The following is a 21,980-nucleotide window of genomic DNA, read 5'->3' on the forward strand; positions in this document are numbered from 1 at the left end:
GATGATTCCTTAATTGATGTGTTGGAACTCTTGGCTATTTAAGAGTGCCCAAAAGATATCCTGTAACAGGTCTTTATCAAAAACGTTGTCTGGTTTTACTTGGTAGGATTTGATTTTTTCCCATTCTCCCTTCGTGGGAAACCGACCCAGCAGACGAAAGTATAAATTTTGGACTACTTGGTTCATCGATTTTTTTTCATCAAATTCGGCTTTTACTAGCGATTGGTTACTGCCAAAATCCCAAACAAGTTTACCAACCACCCGACCGTTCATGAGAGTTAACATTTGTTCAATGGTTAATTCTGAAATGTCGTCTGAAATATCCACACGTTGCCCAGAACCAAACACAGCGAGTAAAGAATGGTATGGTGCAGGTCGCTCTACTTCAACGGCATTTGTGAATTCTTTCAGATTGTCCAAAGGAATCCGCACCTTTCCCGTTCCTGTTAGGTCATATGGTTTTTGCCCCATTAAATTGGTAAAAAAAGAAAGGTTTCGTTCCCTAATGTTACCTAACTTTTGTAAGTCGGAAACTCTAATCAGTGAGTTTAAAAGTTGGTCACTATCCAATCTTTGCGGGGGAAAAAACTGAATCGAATCCTCTTTTCCTAACTGGGTTGTGACAGAACGTTTGTACGCATTGGATGTGACAATATACAAAATGAGTTCTTTCAGTTTCAATTTGTTGGCTAAAAAATAAGAATCCAAATGGTTAAGGATTTCTTCTCCTTGCACCACTGTATCTTCATTCCAATCATCGAGAGGTGTAAAAAAACTCCACCCCATAAGTTCCGTCCAAACTCGGTTGATGATGACCTTTCGGAAGCGATCATTGGATTTGTCAGTGAGCCAAACGGCAAAAACTTTCCTGCGGTCCTCACCTGGTTTCAGTTTGGCTTCTTTTCCATCCAAAAACTTAGGCCTCACCAAATCACCACCTGGAGCGTCATCTGTATGAGGAAACCGGAGTCCTAGTTTTGGTTCATAATACAAAGTAGCAAATTCCAATTCATGTTTTTTTTGGTACTCCTTTCTTTGTTCGTCGGTCCACTTGTTCCAGTTTTCCCTATTCCATTCATTGTTTTTATCTTGGAGGTTTTTTTGGTCTTCCATTGGCAAATGGACTTCCAATTCTCTTGGTACATAACTGAATGTTTTTCCGTAACGATATGGTTCCCAACTCCCATCCCGAAAGTACTGTTGGCTAAAAAAGGCAGCGAGTGCATAATAATCCCTACGCGTAAAATCAGAAATATAGGGATGGTCATGGCACCTAGCACACGCTACACGTTTTGCATAGAACAACCTACCGACATACTCAGCGGTTTGCAAAGGGTCGGCCCCATCTCTAATGTAAAACATGGTTTGTGGTGATTCTTTCACAGTGCCCGTGGATGTGATCATCTCTGTTACCAAAACGTCATATGGTTTGTTTGCGTGAAGGGAACTTGCCAAGTATTGAAAGAAACTCCCTGTAGGAATTTTTTTTCCCTTGGATTTGTCTCGTAACATGGAGCCCAATTTTGTGCCCCAATATTCAGCAAATTCAGGTTGTTTCAAAAAATTGACAACGAAGGATTCATAATTCTCTTCATTCGAATTTTCTAATTCTTTCCATTCCTGTACATTTGGAATCGTCCCTCGTAAATGTAAGGACAATCGACGGAAGGTGGTTTTTTTGTCCGCTAATTCTATGTTAGGTGATATTTTACGATACAAAATGTCAAGGGGATGAACTGCATTCTGTTTTGAACGGGATGTTACATAACCCAGAGATCCGAATAAAAGCAAAACGGAAAGGATGAAAAACAAACTTCTACGCATTGGAAAGGAGACCATTCTCATATCCCGAAGATTCTATGTTGGATTTTGCGAATTGAAAATATTTTTCTTGCAAAAGTCAATTTTTTCCGGATAAACCTTGGTTGCGATGGCAGAAGAAAAAATCTATGAAATGCTTTGGGACTGCGAATTTTGTGGCTCCAAAAAATTACTCGGAAAAACACATAGGCACTGTCCTAATTGTGGTGCCACCCAAGACCCGAGCCGCCGGTATTTTCCGAAAGACGAAGACAAAGTGGCCGTTCAGGACCATATTTATTATGGAGCCGATAAAACCTGTCCCTTTTGCCAAACCGCAAACGGCGCCAAGGCAACCTTTTGTGGGAATTGTGGTGGATCATTAGATGGAGCACAGTCAGTCAAACTTCGTTCAGAACATGATGGAGTCACAGAAGATTCTGTCCAAAAAGCAAAAGAAGACCTCGCCTTTCAAAATTCCGAATTCATAAAACCCCATCCCAAAACTCCGAAGTGGGTGCTTTGGTTACTTGGATCGGTTGTATTTGGGGGGATTGGTTTCGTTTGTTTAGGAGTTTTATGGACCGAAAAAGTAGAACTCCAAGTCACCCACCACGAATGGTCTCGTACCATTGCCATTGACCAATTCAAACCTGTCTCGGAGTCCGATTGGTGTGATTCCATGCCAATGGGTGCATACAGTGTTTCCAGAAGCCGGCAAATCCGCAGTTATGATAGCATCCCTGATGGCCAAGATTGCCGTACAGTTCGTTCGGACAGAGGGGATGGTACTTTTTCCGAAAGTGAAAGTTGTACAACCAAATACCGCAAAGAACCAGTTTATGATGACCATTGTAGTTACCGCATTGATAAATGGGCATTTGATCGAAACGCTGTGGCAAAAGGTTTTGGCACTACACAAGAACCGTATTGGCCTACCCCACAAATCCGTGAGTGCACAAGCACCGCAATTGGATGTGAAAGGCTTGGGCCGAAAGAAGAGAAGTATTTGGTACACTTCACTGAATCGAGTGGAGAAACCAAAGGGGAAAAACATGATTGTGAGTTCGATATGGCAAAGTGGAAATCCTTTTTACCAAAGGCGCAATACCAATCAGAAAAAAGTGTCATTTTCAAATATATCACTTGTGACAGCATACAAATGTTAGATGGAAATGGAGCAGAGGAATAAAATGGACCAAACTTGGTTAAAAACCACATTAGAACGGTTTAAAAATGAACAAGACCCCGTTCGTAAATTTTTAAAAGAAACAAAATTATTTGAAGAGGCACTTGCCAACCAAGAGTTTGAAAAAACCGATTTACTCATTCGCAAAGAACTTGGTGGTATCCTCACTACATTCAAAGAAAGTTTTCGAAAACTCGAAGAAGGGTTCGTACAAAAAGCACAAATCCAAAACATCGGGAAAACCAATTCGGCAACCACACTCCTGGATCGGATCATCATGAAAGTGACATCGGCTGGTTATGGACTGAATGGCTTAGGTACAGGGGTCAAAGCAACGTCTGAAGAAATTGAAAAGGTTTTGAACCATGATTTTTCGATGTTGGAAAAAGTAGGAAGTTTACAAAAAGAAATTTTGGAAACCCTACCCACATCGTTTGCTAACAATCCAGAAGCTGCAATAGAAGCAGTGAACAAATTGCTTTTAGATTTTGAAACACAGTTTGAAGCAAGAAACTCGATCTTTTTAAAAACATAACCAAAGGAAAACAATATGGCACTAATAGACAGAATCAAATTTGAAGGAAACCCAAGTGAAATCGTTTGGAAATACCCATCCGATGAAATCAGCACCGCTGGACAGTTGGTCGTGGATGAAAATCTAGAAGCGATCTTTTTCAAAGAAGGAAAAGCTTTGGATACATTTGGCCCAGGTACCCACACGCTAAAGACAGGCAACATTCCGATTTTAGAGGCACTCGTCAACCTTCCCTTTGGTGGCAAAACCCCGTTTACTGCGGAAGTGTATTACGTTAACAAATCGATTATGGCTTTGAAATGGGGAACTACGACTCCCATCCCACTCGAAGACCCGAAGTATAAAATTGTTCTCAATATACGAGCGTTTGGTGATTACAAATTTAGAATCAAAGATTCACGATCCTTTTTACTCAACGTAGTGAAAGGGGGAAACCGCACCACAAACGAAGCGATTGATGAATTTTTAAAACCAAATATTGTTCGTGGGATTGGTGATTTTATTTCTGAAGTCATCTTAAATAACAATACTTCTGTTGTTGAGATCAATAAATACAGAGATGAAAGTTCCACTGCGGGCCGGGTTAAATTAGCTCCTGAATTTGAAAAGTATGGAATCGACCTAACCGAATTTAACGTATCTTCCGTTAACTTCGACCAAAACGATCCAAACTACCAAAGGATCCAAAAAATCATCACCGATAAATTTGAAATCGATATGTTAGGTGATAAATACCAACAGAAAAAAATGTTCGATATTGGCCAAGCCGCTGCCGAAAACGAAGGCCAAGGTGGTGGTGCCATGGGTGCTGGGATGGGAATGGGAATGGGGATGAATATGGCTCAGATGATGGGCAATATGATGAACCAAGGTGGAGGGCAAAACCAAACCGGTGGTGCCGCTCCTGCGGCCAATGACCCTGCAGCAAGGATTGCCAAACTGAAAGGACTCCTTGACCAAGGGCTTATCAGTGCTGAAGAATTTGAAGCAAAGAAAAAGGAGATCCTTTCGTCACTTTAGAGTGATGAAATTCTCCTAACTTCAGCTTTCCAATCCTATCAAACTTACCATATGGTTTCCGTTAGATGGGATTGGGCTTAAGAAAATATTGAGTCAAAATTAATAATAATTAAGATGCTTTTGCTAAGTCTTTGTAATTCTGAATTCCATTAAATTCTTTTTGTTTCTTTAAAATTTCCTCTTCAAGATCATAATCGTTTTGTAAACCTAGCCAAAATTGCGGTGTCGTTCCGAAGAATTTGGAAAATCGAATCGCAGTATCGGCAGATATAGACCGTTTTTGCAAAAGAATCTGACTAATTCTTGTCTGTGGAATTCCTGTTTCTTTGGAAAGTCGATACGCTGTGATCTTTAAAGGAATTAGAAACTCTTCTGAGAGAATTTGACCTGGGTGGATATTCGGTAAGCGTTTCATATAAACTCCTTATTGATGATAATCAACAATTTCTAACAATTCGGCATTGTTTCCATTCCAGTTAAAACAAATTCGCCATTGATCATTGATTCTGATGCTATAGAGACCTTTTCTATCACCTTTCAATAACTCCAATCGATTACCTGGTGGAACTTTTAGGTCTTCAATGTTTTGCGCATTGTTTATCATTCTAAGTTTTTTTCTACCTTGGAGCTGAACCTCTTTTGGTAAATCTCTAGAAAACTCACCTTTCCAAACTCTTTCAGTTCGTTTGTCCACAAAACTGAGAATCATTGCCCAATACTAACGCCCAAAGATACTATTGTCAATCGATATTATTCAACAAAAAGTAAAGACTTTACGAAAACAACTGTTTGATCTCCGCTAAATTTGCTTCTGCTTCCCTTTCCCCTTTATCGATGATCTCTTGGTATCTGGCAAAATCAAATAACTGGAATTCTTCCAAATGGAAATGAACGAATAAATCCATCTTCGGTCGTTTGAGGCGCGTGATTTCCCTTCCTTCCAAGGTGATGGTCCTTGTCATGATTTGTAAGATGGGAGGGTATTTGAGTGTGTCCCAAATGTAACGAAAGAATCCCTTTTCGGTGGTATTACGGTCTTCAAATAGTTTTACTGGCACAATTTCTTGTAAGGGAGATACGTTGATTCCCATCACTACATCGGCACCTTTGGAACGGATGAGATTCTCAGGAACATTGTTGATCATTCCCCCATCGACTAACAACTTTTCGCCGAGTCGGTAAGGAGGGAAGGCACCTGGCAAACTCATCGCACTGGTGAGTGCTTCTGTGATCGGTCCTTGGTCAAAGATATGTTCTTTTCCCGTTTGCAAATCAACAGCGGATGTTGCAAACGGTAACGGGAGTTCTTCAATCCTTTGGTCACCAAATCCTTTTTTTAACATCCGTTTCATTCGTTTGCCCTTAAAAAAGGCGACTACTGGTAGTGTAGGATCAAATGCACTTTCAAGTCCGCCGAAGAATTTTTTGATCATCTCTTCGATTTCTTCAGGGCTATTTTTTCTTGCATATAAGGCCGCAATCACAGCTCCCATGGATGCACCCGAAACAAAATCAAAATGGATGCCTTCACGGTGTAATACTTTGAGAAGGCCCACATGGGCAAGGGCTCTGGCACCACCGCCACCTAACGAAAGTCCTCTGGTCTTAGAGACTAGATAACGAGCAAGTGTGTCTTTTTGGTAAAAGGTTTTGAGGCTTTGGTCTTGTGGGAGGTAACTTTTTCTCACTCCACTTTCCATCATTCGAATCGCACGGCCTTCAAAGTTGCGGATTCTACTTTTCCAAAATTGAATGATTTCTTCTTTTTCCTTGTAAAACTTTTCGGGTTCATCTTCCCAAAAAACCAAAAAGTCAGATTGGACGACTAAGTAGTGTAAGTCGACTCTAGAGGTGGTTTCATCAAAATAAATATGAAGTAAGGGGGTTTTATTGCGAAGGTTGGTGAGATACTCAGAAATTTGAGTGGGGTCCATTCCTTTGAAAGTTGAAATGGGAATGGCCGAGGAAAGTTTTTTTGTAGCTTCACCATATTCTTCCAAGAAGGCTTTTACCTTTTCACCGAAATGGTATTCTGGTTCCAAGGGAATATGAACACATAACCTTCGTAAGCCTGTAAACTTATCTTTATGATTGGAACGATCTAAATTTTCCCTCATCCTTGTTCCCATCATTTGGATGATGTTTTGCGCAAAGATTTTTTCTTGGGATGCTAATTGTAAAAACAACTTTCCATTTAAGACGTACACAAGTGTGTCAATGACAGCGATGGCAGACGTGGAATGGTTGGAACTGGAGATGAGTGAATTTTCGGCAAGGACTTGGCCTGAACCCACATAAACATGAGACTGGCCACCTACATTTTCTAAAAGGATTTCACCGTACCTGACAATGTAAATCGATTCAGAGGACTCTCCTTTGTAATAGAGAGCCTCATGGCTTCGGATGAGTTTTTCTTGGACATTGTTCGCAAGCCTTGTGAGAACAGATGGGGGAAGTTTTTTGAAAAGCTCCACAGACTTTAAAAATTTCTGTATCGCTTGTCGTTCTAATTCTGTTCGTTTCATTCTTCCCTCACTTTATTAAATTCGTATGTTCACCCACTCCTTCCTACGAAATTTTCCGACAAAAAGCACTGCCATGAGTAAAATCCAAATAAAAAACGCAGACCAGATCCCAATGGTCCCCCATTTTAGTACTATCCCGAAGAGATAGGCAAGTGGCAACATGATGAGAAACGAAACGATCAAATACACATACATCACGTAATACATCATACCAGCACTCCGTAGTGCAGAACCCACTACCATATGGTATGCATCTCCCACTTGGATGAGAGCCACAATACAAAGAGCAGGATAGGCTTCTTTCATGACTGATGGAACATCGGTAAACAAACTGATGAGCCAAGGACCACCTATGATAAAAAAGAGTCCCATACTGCCCATCACGATCGCTGAAAACGTTGCCGAACGCATGGTGCCTTCATAGGCCAAACGAATTTTCCCTTGGCCCATTGCTTGTCCAAGGATCGTTGTGGCCGCAATCCCAAAAGAAAAACCAGGCATAAAAGATAAACTAAGACATGTTAGCACAACGCTTGCGGATGCTAGAGTTGTGGTGCTAATCATACCTGCAATTTTGTAGAACCCAGAAAAAGCAAAATTCACAAGTGTCCCTTCGAGTGCAGGGGCAAATCCGACCAGGCAAAGTTCTTTGATGATTTCAAAGTTAGGGGCAAAAATTTCGTAGCGAAAGAATTTGATTACGTCCTTACGAAAAAAATAAAACAAAACAATGAGTAAGGCCGGCACTGAACTGAGACTCGATGCTAAGGCTGCCCCTTTGACACCCATGGCAGGGAAACCCCAATTTCCAAATATCAACAACCAGTTAAAAAAGATATTTGTCGCAGCAGCTAACATGGATGAAATCATACCCACTTGGACAAGCCCAATTCCATCGAAAAATCCACGTAAGGCGAACCCAACAAAAAACAAAACCGTTCCGAGAAATCGATAGGATAAATACACCCCTGCAACTTCGATCACTTCTGGATCGTCACCGATCCAAGCCATAAGGTTTGGGGCATAAAGGTAACCAAAATAAGACAACAAAGAACCAAGTACGAAAGATAGATAAATCGAATTCACAAGTGTGATGCCGACCCCTCTTTCATTTTTTTCACCAAATCGTCGTGCTACGATGATTTGAACCGCCATCGAGCCACCCATCAGGAATGCGAAAATGCAAAAATACACCATACCGCCAAATCCAACAGCGGCGAGAGGAACCTCCCCTAACTTTCCTACCATAGCAGTATCCGCTACCATAATGGCAGTATAACTGATCATTCCAAAAAAAACTGGGATTGCTAAACCAAGAATTTTCTGATTGAGTCGAGTTGGCTGCAAGATGCGTCTAATTTTGTGAAGCATAGTTTTGTCATTTTTATATGTATATCGATCTACACAACCACCTTTATGGATGTTTACCCCCTGAAACTTTGTTTCGCATTGGAAAAAAAAATCCTAACCCGAGATGGCATCTCTATTTGGATTCTTATGAAAAAGCATACGGGAAAAAAATTCGCCCTTCCACTTTCTTTGAAGATTATGCAGACATAAAAGAGTTCTCACAGTTATACCATTTTAGAGAAAAAGCACCTTTCCTTCATTTCCAAGCAAAGTTCAATCTCATCATCGCACTCGTGAAGTTTGACGAAACAGAAATTTCTGAAGTTTCACATGATGTTGTTTTCTCTAACAGTTTGATGGACATCAGTTATGCGGAATACCGTTTGATGTTTGGAAAAGAAGAACCAAAAGAAAGTTTTTATACAAAACTTATGGCTTCTTTGGAAGGCCTCAAAAAAGGAGAAGAGTCTGCTAAAAAAGCAGGTAAACCCATCCAAGGAAAACTTGTGATGTCACTCCACAGAGATCTCAATTTTGAACGCCATTATGATTGGATGAAAAACTGGATGGAAAAAGAATCACTCATCCGTGAAGGGCTTGTTGGAATCGATTTTTGTCATATTGAAGAAGGATTTCCTCCGAAAGACAAACAATCGTTTTTCCAAGCGGTTCACAAAGATAACAAAGCTGAACCAAATACGGCACTTTCTATTTTGTATCATGTTGGCGAAAGTTTTCGGGACAAAACTCCCTTCTCCGCTGTTCGTTGGATTTTAGAATCTGCGGAGTATGGGGCCCATCGTTTGGGTCATGCACTGGCACTTGGAATTGATTCGGATTATTTTTTAGGTGAGGAACGAACCGAACTTGTTTCAGAAGCAAAAGACCAAATCGAACATGAATTGATGTATTATGATGAAATCACCACCTATGGTCCGTTTTATGCGAAAGAGGACTTAGAAGAAAAACGGAAAGAATACAAAACAAAACCAGACAATGAAATTTTAACAATTCCATTTGATGAAACCGAGTCACAATACTTACATACATTCCAAAATTATGCGATGGCAAAAATTGCAAAAACAAATGTTGTGATCGAATGTTGTCCTTCTTCCAATTTATACATTGGAATGTTGGAATCCCACATCGACCATCCCATCACACGGTTTTTACAAAATGATGTTAAGATTACCATAGGGTCCGATGACCCTGGTCTTTTTGGAACCACGATGGCTGAGGAATACCAACATGCCCATACAGCGGGTGTTTCCGATAAAGACTTAGAATCCATACGTTCTGTCTCATTGGACTACCGTTCCACCAAACTTTCGGGACGTGAATTGGATTGACCCTGGTAGGGATTAGGTAAACTGGAATGTATGCGGGTAATTTCCCAAATCTTTCAGAGTGTGATCATTTTTACTTTGGCAATGGGGCCACTCCTTGGCCAAACGAAAGAAGGATTTTATGACACCAATAATTATGATTTAAGAAACATTCCTAGTTCCGATCCTGAATCCAATGTATTACAAGATGTCACCCTTCCTCCCAAATTTGAAACACCTGTTCTTGCAACACCTAAAAATGTGAAAACCCAATACAGTGGCATCGATTCCATTCCAGGTGCTGGCGCACTTATGAATTCAAGGCCGTCTTCTACGACCTCAGGCCAAAACCAAAACAATCCTTATAGTTTGAGCAATGTTCAAAATTCAGTCATTAATCCGTTAACGGGGGAAATCAACGAACAAGCCCTCCAAAACCAATTGCAAAAAAGTAGAACCAAACGAGAGTTAAAGAAAAAACAAAAAGAAGAATTTGATGAAGAGGCCGTGTATGAAGAAACCAAATTCAGACGGGGGTACATCATCTTTTTTTTGACACTGCCTTTTGCGTTAATTGGATCAACTGCCGTTGCCTCCGCCTTTTTAGTCGAAAAAACGATGGTTGGTAGCATTATCATCATTGGAGGTTCTACTGGTTTATCTGGAGCCAATGTCTATGTAGACCAACAAAGACTCGAAGAATACCGCGAAAAGAAAAAGCAATTAGCAGACGTTAAACCTTGAAAATCAAACGATTTTTCGTTTTTTTATTCCGCATTTTCGAATTCTTTCAATTGAAACGATTTGAAATCCGTAAGCTCTATATGGAACACCTACGATTTATCGGAAGGATGTTTTATATTTTTTTTGGATTTTTATCCGTTGCCATTTTAATTTTAGATTTTGGTTTTTTTTATCCAGAAGAATGGAAAGGATCTGTAACACTTTCCATCCGAATTTTGGTTGGCTTTTTTATCGGTTATGAAACCCTTCACATCCTCTTTACAGAGAAAAAATGGAGAGATTACCTCAAATTACATAAAATCGAACTCATCATCCTTTTGATGTTGGGCCTTGAAGTGGTTTATGAAAAAAATATCATCTCTATTTTAAAGTCTTATCATATTTCAGGAGAAGACACGACCCTTATCTTTTTATCTGCAAATCAGATTTTGTTTTTATTTTCTAACTTAGCCCACTTCTTTCGTTTATCAAAAAAAAGAGAATCTAAAAAACTAAACCCTTCGATTGTCTTTGTTGGTTCCTTTGCATTTATCATTTCATTAGGAGTTTGTTTTTTACATTTTCCAAAATCTAGTTTTGGAACTGTAAACACCATTGATATCGTATTTACAACCATCAGTGCCACATGTGTGACAGGATTATCAACCATAGACATTGGCACACAATTCACTTTAACAGGACAACTCGTGATATTACTCCTCATCCAAGTGGGTGGGCTTGGACTTATGACTCTCACGAGCTTTTTTTCTATTTTTCTAACAGGAAAAGGTTCTGTCAGTGATACATTAATGGTAAAAGACCTTTTATCGCAAGAAACAATGGGGCGAGCAAAAGAAACCTTAAAACAAATCACCTTACAAACATTAATCATTGAATTTGTGGGTGCAATATTACTCTTTTATAATTTTCCAAAAAACTTTCCTGTATCGTTTCCTGAAAAAATTTATTACTCAGTATTCCATTCCATCTCTGCATTTTGTAATGCTGGTTTTAGTTTGATGCCTAATGGGATGGCGACGGAAGCATTTAGAGATGCGGAAGGGTTTTTAACCATACTTATGTTTTTGATTGTATTTGGATCTTTGGGTTTTCCTGTCCTTTACCAAATTCGGACTCGTATCTTCCATCCCAAAGACCATAAATTTCGTTGGTCACTCACTTCAAAATTAGTCTTTCGAATGTCCGCTTTGTTATTAATATTTGGATGGATCTCTCATTTGTTTTTGGAATGGAATATCAGTTTAAAAGGATTTTCGGTGGGAGAAAAGATATTCCATTCGCTGTTTTATTCTGTTACCACACGATCCGGTGGACTCCATACCTTTGATTTAGGTCTGATGGGCCATCCAATGACTTTTATTACATTTTTTCTGATGTGGGTTGGTGGTTCTCCGGTTTCCACAGGAGGAGGAATCAAAACGACTACCTTTGCCATCTCCCTTTTAAACATCATCAATCAAATTCGTGGGAAAGATCGTATGGAAATAGACCATAGAACCATTGCTGACTCAACGATTGCGAGGGCGAGTGCCACCATTGTTTTATCTTTATTTGTGATCTTTGTTTCCATCTTTTGTTTGTTACTCACAGAAAATGCTCATTTTATCGATTTATGTTTTGAAGTTGTTTCTGCGTTTAGCACAACTGGTTTGTCAAGAGGGCTCACTCCTCATTTAACTGACTTTGGTAAAATTTTGATTTGTATTGTTATGTTTGTGGGACGAGTTGGGATCCTTACCTTACTCATCGCACTATCTAAAAAAGCGGATCATACCGCTTACGAATATCCCAAAGAATATGTAGTTGTAGGTTAATCACTATGCAAAGAAAAAAAATCGCAGTCATTGGTATTGGAAGTTTCGGAAAACTATTTGTGCGTTACCTTTTTGAAGATGGGCACGAAGTGATTGCGATCGACAAAGATCCTGTGATCATTGATACCATAAAGGACTATGTAACCGTAGCGGTGGCACTCGATGCTACCGATGAACATGCATTACGTTCACAAGGGATAGGAGATGTGGATTTTGCAGTGATCGCTCTTGCCGATGATTTTGAAACTTCCATCATCTGTGCCGATAGTTTAAAAAAATCAGGTGTAAAACAAATTTATGCCAGATACCAAACCGAACTGCAAAAAAAAGTATTAGAATTACTCGGAATCAGAGACTTATTCAATCCAGAAGAAAAAGCGGCAAGGAGTATGGCGGAGATATTTTCTTTTACCGGGATGCGTTCTAGCTTTTTGTTATCAGATGAATACAGTGTGGTGGAAGTCACAGTTCCTAAACGCTACATCAACAAAACCATTGCCGAAGCTGACTTACGACATAAATACAATATCAATGTTATCACCATCAAACGCCCCCTCACAAACAAAGAATCTAAACGAGCTTCGGATTCCAAATCTGAAAAAATCCTTGGGATTCCACATGGCAATACCGTTTTAAAAGAAGAAGATGTGGTTGTCTTATTTGGGTCCCAATCGGATCTCTCTAAATTTCTAGAAACATAAAATCCATGGGCCCAGAAAGAATTGTTTGTTTAACAGAAGAACCTACCGAAATGATTTATCTGTTAGGTGAAGAAAAACGGATTGTAGGAATTTCAGTTTATACAGAAAGACCAACTCGTGCCAAAGAAGAAAAAACCAAAGTTTCTGCCTTCATTAGTGGCAATATCAAAAAAATTCTATCCTTGGAGCCAGACCTGGTCATTGGATTTTCCGATATCCAAGGACAACTCGCCAAAGATCTCATTGAACGAGGGTTAAATGTGATCATCTTCAACCAACGTTCCATAACCGAAATCATTTCCAATATGTTACTCATCGGTAACCTTGTCGGACAATCGGAAAAGGCGATGTCCCTGACAAAAGGTTGGAAACAACAAATCCAAAGCTGGAAACAGGAAAATGAAACCTTACAACGAAAACCGAAGGTGTTTTTCCAAGAATGGGACGAACCTATCATCACGGGGATCCAGTGGGTGAGCGAAGCCATCTCCCTTGCTGGTGGGATCGATTGTTTTTCCCACCTAAAAGAACGTAAACTTGCCAAAGACCGCATCATCCAAGCAGAAGATGTCCGGGATGCCAACCCCGATATCTACGTCGGATCCTGGTGTGGGAAAGCGATGGACTGGGACTGGGTGCGAAACAAACCCGAATGGCAATCCACAGGATTCATCCAAACAAACCGAATTTTTGAAATGGACCCAAGCATTATATTACAACCAGGTCCTGCCTTGTTTTTAGAAGGCATTCCCAAACTGAGAGAGCTCTTTATGACAACGTAATTACCCTCTTTGTCATCCGGCTGTCATCTAATTGTAACAGAGATATTCTAGATTTGAAACATATCAATCAGATATGGAGACATTCATGAACGTTTCATGTAACCTGACAAAGAAGAATATCACTTTGTCGATTGTGATCGCGGTGATCACAGTTTTTGCAATTGCAGGAAAAATCGAAGCACAATCTACCCCAACAACAACTGCGGCACCTGCAGCGGAAACCACTCAAAATGCAGAGACACAAACAGAAACTCCTGCACCTGCTGCCGAAGCGCAACCAGAAGCTCCCTCGCAAGATTCTGAAATCGGACTCGTAAAATTATTTGTGACTGGTGGATGGTCGATGTGGCCACTCTTACTTTCTTCCATCGTTGGGTTTGGCGTGATCCTGGAAAGGATGTACTTTTTCTTCACTGCAAAACTTGTGAGAAAAGGTTACAACCAAGACTTACAAGATGCCATCGATGCTTCTGGAATGCAAGGTGTTGATGAATTCTTAAAAGCAAATGAAGGCCAACGTATCACTGACGTATTAAAAAATGGAATGGAAGTTTCCCAAAACGATCCAGAAATTTTTGCCGCTGGTATCGAAAGAGAAGCTGGTGAGGTGATGACACTTCTCGAAAAAGGACTTACTGTTCTTTCTGCAGTATCGACCATTGCTCCTCTCGTTGGATTCCTTGGAACCGTATCCGGTATGATCAACGCATTTGATGCGATTGCAAACGCTGACCAAGTGAATGCGAAAGTAGTTGCTGGTGGTATCAAAGAAGCTTTGATCACAACTGCTGCTGGTTTGATTGTTGCGATCCCTGCGATGACTTTTTACCAATACTTACAAGGCCGCGTTGGTTTTTTTACATCTGAAGTAGAAGAAGCAGCAAACAAGATCTACAAAGAATACTTAAAACTCAAAGCCGGAAAAAAAGCATAACGCAAACGGTAAGAAACAAACCATGATTAAGTTAAAGAAAAAACAAGAACTAGAGGAAATTTCGGCAGCGTCAATGTCGGACATTGCCTTTCTACTCTTGGTATTTTTTATGGTAACAGCAGTATTCTTTGTAAAGGAAGGTTTGAATATCTCCCTTCCACGCAAACAATCCGAACCACAGCCGTTTTTACGCAAAAATGTATATGAAATTTTGGTCACACAAGATCGTTACAAGATGCGTAACCCTGCTTTCGGAACCAAAGAATATGTTAGTTTAAAAGAGTTTCGCGATGACCTAAACCAAATGGAAATCCCTGACCTCAAAAACAAACTAGCACTCATTGTTACAACCGGTGATACCAAATATGCAAAGATGTTGGATGCTTTATCAGCAGTGCAACTTCGCGGATTTGAAAAAATCTCAGTGAGAAAGAAGAAATAATATGTTACGAAGAAAGAGAGTCGCACCTTCAGTTCCAGTGAGTTCGATGGCAGACATTGCCTTCTTACTCCTCGTGTTCTTTATGGTAACCTCCGTATTGGATTCCGATCCTGACCTTCCCATCAATTTACCAGATGTTCCCGGCGGAGAGCAGTTAAACAAAAAGATCGCCAATCTTTACCTGACTGCAGACGAAAAAAGAACTGTTTATTTCAACTCGGTGAAAATGGAACTGAACGAAGCGATGAGTGAAATCAGAGCCAAAATTTCCACAACACCTGATCTTAAAGTTTTGATCCACGCTGACCAAGACCTTACGTATGAAGAACTAGACAATGTTTTTGAAACGCTCCGAGAGATTGGTGCCTTAAAGGTTTCTCTTGTTACCAAGACCACCCAAGGTGGCGGATTAAAAGGTAAGTAACGTGAGCGGAACAGTTGTTACACAAAAAAGATCCAAACGAGAAAGAATCCACAGATTCATTGATCGTTACCGAATGGAAACGGGTCTTGGAATATCTGCCGTTATACAGGCGTTAATCATCCTTTTTTGGTTCACTCCTCATTTGGAAACAGATAGTTTGGATGACCTTGTAGAAGAAGTTGCCTTTATCGATAACGTTCAAATCCAAGAACCAACTACGGATTCCAAACCAACTGACGGTGACTTTGATTTAACCGACAAAGAGAAGGAAGAAAAAAAGGAAGACCCACGGATTGCTGGAGCCTCTGACCCTATTGTTTCAGGTGCCACTTCTCCGGTCGATTTATCACCTAATGTTCGTCCAGAATATACATCCGATGCAAAAGCCTTGGGTGTCACAGGAACCATGACCTTAGAAGTTGTGATCTCAAACACTGGAGAAGTGTTACGTGTTCGCTCCGTTGGTAAACAGTTAGGTGGTGGGTTAGAAGAGGAAGCTATCAAAGTGTATCGCAGAAAACGATTTTCTCCTTCCATCTTAGAAGGAAAACCAATCACTGTAAAAGTGCTTGTTCCCATTCGATTCACATTGAACTAAAACCCATTTTGGCGAATCCACCACCTTGGCAGTGGTGGACCGGGCTCTCCGCTCCAATCTGCATGGAATGCAGGATTTCCGCTACGATCCCTTTCGCAGGAAAACTGCCTAACTCATTTCCCTGGATCTTGTAATTCCAAAACCTTATCCACTTCTTCCATTGGTTTTTCTGGGATTTCGATTTTTTCGATTCGGATTTCATGGACAAAGTCAGGGTCTTCAAATGTATCTAAAATCGTGATCCTTCTTGGGTATTGTTTTCCATTCCAAGATTCATAAAACCCGTATTTCAAAACACCTCTATAAAAACTAAATAGTTCACGATACGTGAATTCCATCCATTCTAAAGCACCACTTGTGGTTTCAAAATAACCCACATACTGATCGGTATCTGGATTTGCGTTTAATTGCACCGACGTAAAATAAACAACTTCATAGTTTTGGTTTAATTTCTTAGTGGGACCTGCATATTGGATGATGGGGTATTCTTTTAGACGCCAAGGAAGTGTTAAATACAAACGAAGTGATTCCAAATAAATCCTGACCTCATCATCCCCCATAAACACCTTACCAGTGTCAGCTGCTATGTAATAAGTTTCCTTTTTATCTAATCCGTAAATCAGTCCCTTTTTTTCACCACCAAGGAACTCCACCTGCATTGCATTGGCTTCGAAATCCAAATACACACGCATCCTTTGCTCCGATTCTTTAATGGGTGTAAAAAAACGAACAAATTTGGAATGCCAAACATCCTTTACAACAAATTGAACTTGTTTGTAATCCTTCCAGTCACCCGGTGTTAACTCTTTGATTGTTGGACTTGTAACAAACGTTAGCCCTTTTTTCTTTAATTCTGGATCCACACGGTCTGAAGATAAACTCGGTGGACGTAAATCAGCAATAGAACACGAGAAAAATAGTAAAAAGAAAGGAATGATGATGAATGGAAAACGTAACATTGCTTCCAAACTGGAACCCAAACAAATGCCTGTCAATAGGGAAAGTAATTGCGATAAACTCAAATCATTCGGAAACGATTTGCTTGGCTTTGGTTAAAAAAGAAAACGGAAGGAAGATGGAAAGGAGAGAGAAAAGGTCGGAAACCCGACCCTCTCTTTCTTAAATGATGATTATGCTTTTGCAGCACCTGTTTTTTTGATTGATTCCGCTACTTCATTGATTTTTGCTTTTACGGATTCAATTTTTCCTTCAGGCATTTTTGCTTTGATTTCTTCAGCAATTTTGTTGTAGTTTTCTACGATTTTAGAACGAGTTTCATCGTAGTTCTTTCCAGCAACACTAGAGAATTCTTTAATGTCTGTTAGGATTTTGTCCACAGATTGGCGGATCTTTACTGATTCTTCAGTATTGTCCAAAGCACCTTTAGAAACTAACTCATTGTAAGTAGATTCCAATTGTGTTTTTGCTTTTTCTAAACCTTCTTTTCCAGATTGAAAAAGACCGATTCCAGCGTTAAGAATGTCCATGATTTGTTTTTCCATAATTTAGCTCCTGGTTTTCACCTATTTGTGCAACGCACAACACAGTTATGTGCGTTGCACAAAATTAAACAAGTACTTTTTCTAGGATGGATCAGTTTTTTTAAAATTTTTTTGAAGTTACGCCAAGGGAATGGGACCCTATTTCAATCGGTTTCGATTTCCAAAGCACTGATCGGTTCTTTTTGTTGTGCCATGATCGATTCCAAAAACTTCACATACGCGTCTCGCCCAGGGTATGCAACCTGGTTCACACCCGTTTTCACAGCCGCTTCTGCCACCGCAGGGGCAACATGGTATAACACGCGTTCATCAAGTGGTTTTGGAATGATGTAGTCTTCCCCAAATCGGATTTCAATTTCGTTGTACGCTTGGCATACTTCTGTTGGAACAGGGATCTTTGTGAGTTCACTTAAAGCATAGGCCGCTGCCAGTTTCATCTCCATGTTCACCACTTTTGCACGGACATCAAGTGCCCCACGGAAGATAAACGGAAATCCGAGTACGTTATTCACTTGGTTTGGATAGTCACTTCGCCCCGTTGCCATGATCAGGTCTGGTCTCGCTCGTTTTGCATCAGGATAAGGGATTTCAGGGTCTGGATTGGCAAGGGCAAACATGATTGGTTTCTCAGCCATTGTCTTTACCATTGCTTCTGTCACCACATTGGCAACAGAAACGCCAATGAATAGGTCAGTACCAGGAAAGATATCTTCTAAGGTTTCTGCATCCGTATTACGAACAAAAGGAAGTTTGGATTCGTGTAGGTTGGTCCGTTTGTGGTTGATGACACCGCGAGAATCCAACATAAAAATGGATTCGTGTTTCACTCCAATATGAGTTAACATCTCGGCAATGGAAATAGCAGCAGCACCTGCTCCATTGATCACTACTTTTAAGTTTTCTGCTTTTTTACCAGTGAGTTCAAGAGAATTGAGAAGTGCCGCTGTCGAGATGATTGCCGTTCCATGTTGGTCATCATGGAAAACAGGAATTTTCATACTTTGGTCTAATGTTTTTTCAATATGAAAACATTCTGGAGCACGGATATCTTCTAAGTTAATACCACCAAACGTTGGTTCGAGGGCTTTTACAATGGTGATGAATTTTTCAGGATCTGTTTCGTTGATTTCAATATCAAACACATCGATGCCTGCAAACTTTTTAAATAAAACTGCTTTTCCTTCCATTACTGGTTTTCCAGCGGAAGCTCCAATGTTGCCTAGACCCAAAATGGCAGTTCCATTGGTGATGATCCCCACCAAGTTCCCTCGGTTGGTATACTCATAAACGAGATCAGGTTGTTTTTCAATTTCAAGGCAAGGGTATGCGACACCAGGTGAGTAAGCTAGTGACAGGTCATAACTGTTCTCCGTAGGTTTTGTCGGGACTACTTTGGTTTTTCCTTTTGGAAACCTAGAGTGATACTCAAGCGCGTGATTTTTCATGGTCTATTTTCCCATGATTTCTGATTCGATGGAAAATCCTAGAATAAATTGGATAGAAGGACGTCCAAAAAAGGTTGTCATAGGTTCTATGTCCCTTTAGATAAAGTCCTCATCGAAGTCCCAAGGAGGGCATTTTGGAACTGGTTGGCGAATTTTTTGGAACGGCTGTGCTGATCCTTTTAGGCGATGGAGTTGTCGCAGGAGTTTTATTAGAAAAATCCAAAGCAAAGGATGCTGGTTGGATCACCATCACCACAGCATGGGCTCTTGCTGTCTGTTTTGGTGTGCTTGTCGCAAAGGCACTTGGTAGCCCTGGTGCGCATCTCAACCCCGCTGTCACCCTTTCCGTTTGCATCCAATCAGGAGACTATTCGATCTTTTTTCCATATGCGATCGCACAAGTTTCTGGCGCAAGCCTCGGAGCTTTTTTGGTGTACTTACACTACCTACCCCATTGGAAAGAAACCAAGGACCCAGGGAAAATATTGGCCGTTTTTTCCACAGAACCTGCCATCAAACACACACTCTCCAATGTGATCAGTGAAGGGTTTGGAACCTTCCTTCTCATTCTAGGGATCCACGCCATTTTTTCTCCGTTAAATGGTGGTGCTCCGGGGATTGCTGGCACTGGCTTTGTGGCACTCCTTGTTTGGGCCATTGGACTTTCAATGGGAGGAACCACTGGCTATGCCATTAACCCTGCTCGTGACCTTGGCCCAAGGATCATCCATTCAATCGTTCCAATACCCAATAAAGGAAAATCTGGTTGGAAGTATGCATGGTTACCCGTAGTCATTCCGTTAGTGGGTGGCGGACTTGCCGCAGCTTTGATTCGTTTTGTGATCTAAAAAACGAAAAAGAATTTACGTCCCGGATACGAATCATCATCATAACTTAATGGGTGTTACTTTTTCAGAGCACCCAATGTTAAATTTATGTTTAAAAAACTAAAATATTCTTTTATTCTCATCTTTTTATTTTCACATTCTCTATCTGCCGAAACAAAACGCATTTATGCTCAATACGGAAGTGGGAGTATCAATGGAACCGCACCGATCATATCACCTGGTGTTGGTTTAGCAACGATTGCATCCCAACCAGCATTTTCGGAAAAACAATTACAATTATTACCAGTTGCATTTGAACGAAACATCAAATATAGAACTGAATATACAACAGTTGGATACGAAGATAACCAATATGACGAAAATATTTTTTTACGTGTTGGATTTACTAATACGAAACTTAAATCGAGTCCTTATCTTTTAGCATTGGATGCAAAATTTTTCTTTGATAATTTTAACCCAAACCTTGAACAAATCAATCTGATCCAAAGATTTTTTGTGTATTCCGTTTTTTTATTAGTTCCTGAATTCGAGAGTAGAGAATTAAAAAGTGGTGTCAATTTTGAAGCAAATCTTATTGATTTAGGAGCACGATACCAAAAAGAATTTTTTGGATTTTTCAAACCTACAATTGGAATCGATTTTGGTTTGGGAAAGTGTACAATCAGAGAGGCGTGTACTGCTTATTCTGTTAGCCCCTTCACCGGGCTTGGTTTCTATTATGGTACAACAGAAATTTCATTTACGGTCATGAGAAAATACCTTTGGTTGGAATTTGGTCCAACTAGTTACAACCTCAATTTTAAAGGCAATGATACATTTATGATTTCTTTATCGCAGGAAATCAATTTTACTTCAAATTAAATCCATCCAAAGGATTGCTAAACTCAGTAAAACAAAGAAATAATGACATCAATTCGTCAGAAATTGCAGTCATTATTGAATTTATTCTTTAAATCAATATTTTGTTTCTTGCAACGAGATACAAACAAACGTTAAAATGTCAAAACTTGAAATTTCAAATTTGAATTAGAATCTAACGGAGTAACAGTATGAGACATTTGACAACAATTCTAGTAGGATTGTTTCTATTAACATCCACCCTTTTTGCAGAAGATGATATTCTCAAAAAAGTAAACAATCTCAAATACCAAACGGGCAGTGTCACCATTGGTGACAAACTGGCGACCATCAAAGTGCCAAAGGGATTTAAGTTTTTAGATGCGAAACAAAGTCAATTTGTTCTACATGAAGTTTGGGGCAATCCTTTGAACGAAGGTATCCTCGGAATGTTATTTAAATCAGACCAATCACCTATTAGTGATAATTTTACATATGCCCTTAGTTATTCATTTTCAGAAGACGGTTATGTCAGCGATTCAGATGCTAACGAAATCAATTATGATGATCTTCTAAAATCCATGAAAGAAGATATTTCTGAAGGGAATGATGCAAGAAAACAAGAAGGTTATCCGACAATGGAACTGGTTGGTTGGGCAAATAAACCATTTTATGACTCTTCTTCAAAGAAACTCCATTGGGCAAAAGAACTCAAATTTGAAGGTGATACCGTCAATACACTCAATTACAATATTCGAATTTTAGGCAGAAAAGGAATTTTGGAATTAAATGCAATTTCCGACATTGAGAAACTTAAATTGGTTCAAAACGATATCCCTGCTATCCTTGCATCCACTGAGTTTAACGATGGTGAAAAGTATTCCGATTATTCCCCTGGCATTGATAAAATGGCAGCGTATGGAATTGGTGGACTGATTGCAGGAAAGGTTTTGGCCAAAGCAGGATTTTTTGCTTTGTTACTAAAATTTTGGAAGGTGATTGCCTTAGGTGCCGTAGCAGCCTTAGGTTTTTTAAAGAAAATTCTTACCAAAAAAGCAGATAATAGTTCCGTATAACGGTAGTTTTACCACTTTATATGGATTTGTCACAATAGAAGTTTATTAGTGTTCGAAACCTGGTTTGGATCCATCCCCAACCAGAGTTT

The 21,980-nt window shown here is 39.9% G+C and carries 23 protein-coding genes; 15 read left to right on the forward strand and 8 right to left on the reverse strand.

What is annotated here, in order from left to right:
* Positions 1-9: 9 nt before the first annotated feature.
* Positions 10-1,845, reverse strand: coding sequence for a DUF1553 domain-containing protein (locus tag EHQ62_RS12200; RefSeq protein WP_135643148.1), 1,836 nt, complete (start codon positions 1,843-1,845; stop codon positions 10-12).
* 76 nt (positions 1,846-1,921) lie between these two features.
* Here EHQ62_RS12200 and EHQ62_RS12205 point away from each other — a divergent pair, with 76 nt between their 5' ends.
* The 3 genes from EHQ62_RS12205 to EHQ62_RS12215 are packed head-to-tail and all read left to right on the forward strand — an operon-like array spanning position 1,922 to position 4,544.
* Positions 1,922-2,992, forward strand: a complete 1,071-nt coding sequence (locus EHQ62_RS12205; RefSeq protein WP_135643150.1) for a zinc ribbon domain-containing protein — start codon at positions 1,922-1,924, stop codon at positions 2,990-2,992.
* Between the two features lies 1 nt (position 2,993).
* Positions 2,994-3,524 carry an LIMLP_15305 family protein gene (locus tag EHQ62_RS12210; protein WP_135643152.1) on the forward strand — a complete coding sequence of 177 codons (531 nt, stop codon included), beginning with the start codon at positions 2,994-2,996 and terminating at the stop codon, positions 3,522-3,524.
* A gap of 15 nt (positions 3,525-3,539) precedes the next feature.
* Complete coding sequence (locus EHQ62_RS12215) at positions 3,540-4,544, forward strand: SPFH domain-containing protein (protein ID WP_135643154.1); 1,005 nt, start codon at positions 3,540-3,542, stop codon at positions 4,542-4,544.
* 109 nt (positions 4,545-4,653) lie between these two features.
* Here EHQ62_RS12215 and EHQ62_RS18735 read toward each other — a convergent pair whose 3' ends face one another.
* From EHQ62_RS18735 to EHQ62_RS12235, 4 genes are all read right to left on the reverse strand, one after another.
* Positions 4,654-4,959 (reverse strand): HigA family addiction module antitoxin, encoded by a 306-nt coding sequence (locus EHQ62_RS18735; protein ID WP_135643156.1) that lies wholly within the window; start codon positions 4,957-4,959, stop codon positions 4,654-4,656.
* 9 nt (positions 4,960-4,968) lie between these two features.
* Positions 4,969-5,253 carry a type II toxin-antitoxin system RelE/ParE family toxin gene (locus tag EHQ62_RS18740; RefSeq protein WP_135643158.1) on the reverse strand — a complete coding sequence of 95 codons (285 nt, stop codon included), beginning with the start codon at positions 5,251-5,253 and terminating at the stop codon, positions 4,969-4,971.
* A gap of 64 nt (positions 5,254-5,317) precedes the next feature.
* Positions 5,318-7,069 (reverse strand): patatin-like phospholipase family protein, encoded by a 1,752-nt coding sequence (locus EHQ62_RS12230; RefSeq protein WP_135643160.1) that lies wholly within the window; start codon positions 7,067-7,069, stop codon positions 5,318-5,320.
* A 15-nt stretch (positions 7,070-7,084) separates the two neighbouring features.
* A complete protein-coding gene (locus tag EHQ62_RS12235) occupies positions 7,085-8,416 on the reverse strand; it encodes an MATE family efflux transporter (protein WP_244241757.1) in 1,332 nt (443 codons plus the stop codon).
* A gap of 41 nt (positions 8,417-8,457) precedes the next feature.
* Between EHQ62_RS12235 and EHQ62_RS12240 the strand changes: the two genes are divergently transcribed.
* The 9 genes from EHQ62_RS12240 to EHQ62_RS12280 all read left to right on the forward strand — a co-directional run bounded on the left by EHQ62_RS12240 (position 8,458) and on the right by EHQ62_RS12280 (position 16,183).
* A complete protein-coding gene (locus tag EHQ62_RS12240) occupies positions 8,458-9,768 on the forward strand; it encodes an amidohydrolase family protein (protein WP_135643164.1) in 1,311 nt (436 codons plus the stop codon).
* Between the two features lie 30 nt (positions 9,769-9,798).
* Positions 9,799-10,488: a hypothetical protein gene (locus EHQ62_RS12245; RefSeq protein WP_135643166.1), complete on the forward strand. Its 690-nt coding sequence runs from the start codon at positions 9,799-9,801 to the stop codon at positions 10,486-10,488.
* A 50-nt stretch (positions 10,489-10,538) separates the two neighbouring features.
* Positions 10,539-12,302, forward strand: a complete 1,764-nt coding sequence (locus tag EHQ62_RS12250) for a TrkH family potassium uptake protein (RefSeq protein ID WP_244241758.1) — start codon at positions 10,539-10,541, stop codon at positions 12,300-12,302.
* Between the two features lie 5 nt (positions 12,303-12,307).
* On the forward strand, positions 12,308-13,003 hold the full coding sequence (locus EHQ62_RS12255; RefSeq protein WP_135643170.1) for a potassium channel family protein: 696 nt from the start codon (positions 12,308-12,310) through the stop codon (positions 13,001-13,003).
* A 5-nt stretch (positions 13,004-13,008) separates the two neighbouring features.
* Positions 13,009-13,785: a cobalamin-binding protein gene (locus EHQ62_RS12260; protein ID WP_135643172.1), complete on the forward strand. Its 777-nt coding sequence runs from the start codon at positions 13,009-13,011 to the stop codon at positions 13,783-13,785.
* An 85-nt stretch (positions 13,786-13,870) separates the two neighbouring features.
* Entirely contained in the window at positions 13,871-14,719 is an 849-nt protein-coding gene (locus tag EHQ62_RS12265) for a MotA/TolQ/ExbB proton channel family protein (protein WP_135643173.1), read from the forward strand.
* Positions 14,720-14,741: 22 nt separating this feature from the next.
* Positions 14,742-15,161, forward strand: coding sequence for an ExbD/TolR family protein (locus tag EHQ62_RS12270; protein WP_015676438.1), 420 nt, complete (start codon positions 14,742-14,744; stop codon positions 15,159-15,161).
* Between the two features lies 1 nt (position 15,162).
* Positions 15,163-15,585, forward strand: coding sequence for an ExbD/TolR family protein (locus EHQ62_RS12275; RefSeq protein ID WP_015677138.1), 423 nt, complete (start codon positions 15,163-15,165; stop codon positions 15,583-15,585).
* A gap of 1 nt (position 15,586) precedes the next feature.
* Positions 15,587-16,183, forward strand: a complete 597-nt coding sequence (locus tag EHQ62_RS12280; protein ID WP_135643175.1) for an energy transducer TonB — start codon at positions 15,587-15,589, stop codon at positions 16,181-16,183.
* A 113-nt stretch (positions 16,184-16,296) separates the two neighbouring features.
* Here EHQ62_RS12280 and EHQ62_RS12285 read toward each other — a convergent pair whose 3' ends face one another.
* From EHQ62_RS12285 to EHQ62_RS12295, 3 genes are all read right to left on the reverse strand, one after another.
* On the reverse strand, positions 16,297-17,142 hold the full coding sequence (locus tag EHQ62_RS12285) for an LBF_0142 family lipoprotein (protein ID WP_135643753.1): 846 nt from the start codon (positions 17,140-17,142) through the stop codon (positions 16,297-16,299).
* 171 nt (positions 17,143-17,313) lie between these two features.
* The gene (locus tag EHQ62_RS12290) at positions 17,314-17,685 is read right to left on the reverse strand and encodes a phasin-related domain-containing protein (protein WP_015677288.1); all 372 of its coding nucleotides are present in this window, start codon (positions 17,683-17,685) and stop codon (positions 17,314-17,316) included.
* A gap of 143 nt (positions 17,686-17,828) precedes the next feature.
* Positions 17,829-19,130 carry a malic enzyme-like NAD(P)-binding protein gene (locus EHQ62_RS12295; RefSeq protein ID WP_135643177.1) on the reverse strand — a complete coding sequence of 434 codons (1,302 nt, stop codon included), beginning with the start codon at positions 19,128-19,130 and terminating at the stop codon, positions 17,829-17,831.
* Positions 19,131-19,264: 134 nt separating this feature from the next.
* Here EHQ62_RS12295 and EHQ62_RS12300 point away from each other — a divergent pair, with 134 nt between their 5' ends.
* The 3 genes from EHQ62_RS12300 (at position 19,265) to EHQ62_RS12310 (ending at position 21,891) form a co-directional block, all read left to right on the forward strand.
* The gene (locus EHQ62_RS12300) at positions 19,265-19,978 is read left to right on the forward strand and encodes an MIP/aquaporin family protein (protein WP_135643179.1); all 714 of its coding nucleotides are present in this window, start codon (positions 19,265-19,267) and stop codon (positions 19,976-19,978) included.
* Positions 19,979-20,065: 87 nt separating this feature from the next.
* Positions 20,066-20,839 (forward strand): hypothetical protein, encoded by a 774-nt coding sequence (locus tag EHQ62_RS12305; RefSeq protein ID WP_135643181.1) that lies wholly within the window; start codon positions 20,066-20,068, stop codon positions 20,837-20,839.
* A 188-nt stretch (positions 20,840-21,027) separates the two neighbouring features.
* Positions 21,028-21,891: a DUF2167 domain-containing protein gene (locus tag EHQ62_RS12310; protein WP_135643183.1), complete on the forward strand. Its 864-nt coding sequence runs from the start codon at positions 21,028-21,030 to the stop codon at positions 21,889-21,891.
* Positions 21,892-21,980: the final 89 nt, after the last annotated feature.

The organism is Leptospira jelokensis, assembly GCF_004769635.1.
GTDB lineage: Bacteria > Spirochaetota > Leptospiria > Leptospirales > Leptospiraceae > Leptospira_A > Leptospira_A jelokensis.

What these genes read in the sequence shown, in the direction of transcription:
- EHQ62_RS12310 (WP_135643183.1), top strand. Translation starts at nt 21,028, where the DNA reads ATGAGACATTTGACAACAATTCTAGTAGGATTGTTTCTATTAACATCC.
- EHQ62_RS12230 (WP_135643160.1), bottom strand. Translation starts at nt 7,069, where the DNA reads ATGAAACGAACAGAATTAGAACGACAAGCGATACAGAAATTTTTAAAG.
- EHQ62_RS12305 (WP_135643181.1), top strand. Translation starts at nt 20,066, where the DNA reads ATGTTTAAAAAACTAAAATATTCTTTTATTCTCATCTTTTTATTTTCA.
- EHQ62_RS12275 (WP_015677138.1), top strand. Translation starts at nt 15,163, where the DNA reads ATGTTACGAAGAAAGAGAGTCGCACCTTCAGTTCCAGTGAGTTCGATG.
- EHQ62_RS12285 (WP_135643753.1), bottom strand. Translation starts at nt 17,142, where the DNA reads ATGTTACGTTTTCCATTCATCATCATTCCTTTCTTTTTACTATTTTTC.
- EHQ62_RS12210 (WP_135643152.1), top strand. Translation starts at nt 2,994, where the DNA reads ATGGACCAAACTTGGTTAAAAACCACATTAGAACGGTTTAAAAATGAA.
- EHQ62_RS18735 (WP_135643156.1), bottom strand. Translation starts at nt 4,959, where the DNA reads ATGAAACGCTTACCGAATATCCACCCAGGTCAAATTCTCTCAGAAGAG.
- EHQ62_RS12215 (WP_135643154.1), top strand. Translation starts at nt 3,540, where the DNA reads ATGGCACTAATAGACAGAATCAAATTTGAAGGAAACCCAAGTGAAATC.
- EHQ62_RS12240 (WP_135643164.1), top strand. Translation starts at nt 8,458, where the DNA reads ATGTATATCGATCTACACAACCACCTTTATGGATGTTTACCCCCTGAA.
- EHQ62_RS12245 (WP_135643166.1), top strand. Translation starts at nt 9,799, where the DNA reads ATGCGGGTAATTTCCCAAATCTTTCAGAGTGTGATCATTTTTACTTTG.
- EHQ62_RS18740 (WP_135643158.1), bottom strand. Translation starts at nt 5,253, where the DNA reads ATGATTCTCAGTTTTGTGGACAAACGAACTGAAAGAGTTTGGAAAGGT.
- EHQ62_RS12255 (WP_135643170.1), top strand. Translation starts at nt 12,308, where the DNA reads ATGCAAAGAAAAAAAATCGCAGTCATTGGTATTGGAAGTTTCGGAAAA.
- EHQ62_RS12200 (WP_135643148.1), bottom strand. Translation starts at nt 1,845, where the DNA reads ATGAGAATGGTCTCCTTTCCAATGCGTAGAAGTTTGTTTTTCATCCTT.
- EHQ62_RS12265 (WP_135643173.1), top strand. Translation starts at nt 13,871, where the DNA reads ATGAACGTTTCATGTAACCTGACAAAGAAGAATATCACTTTGTCGATT.
- EHQ62_RS12270 (WP_015676438.1), top strand. Translation starts at nt 14,742, where the DNA reads ATGATTAAGTTAAAGAAAAAACAAGAACTAGAGGAAATTTCGGCAGCG.
- EHQ62_RS12295 (WP_135643177.1), bottom strand. Translation starts at nt 19,130, where the DNA reads ATGAAAAATCACGCGCTTGAGTATCACTCTAGGTTTCCAAAAGGAAAA.
- EHQ62_RS12260 (WP_135643172.1), top strand. Translation starts at nt 13,009, where the DNA reads ATGGGCCCAGAAAGAATTGTTTGTTTAACAGAAGAACCTACCGAAATG.
- EHQ62_RS12290 (WP_015677288.1), bottom strand. Translation starts at nt 17,685, where the DNA reads ATGGAAAAACAAATCATGGACATTCTTAACGCTGGAATCGGTCTTTTT.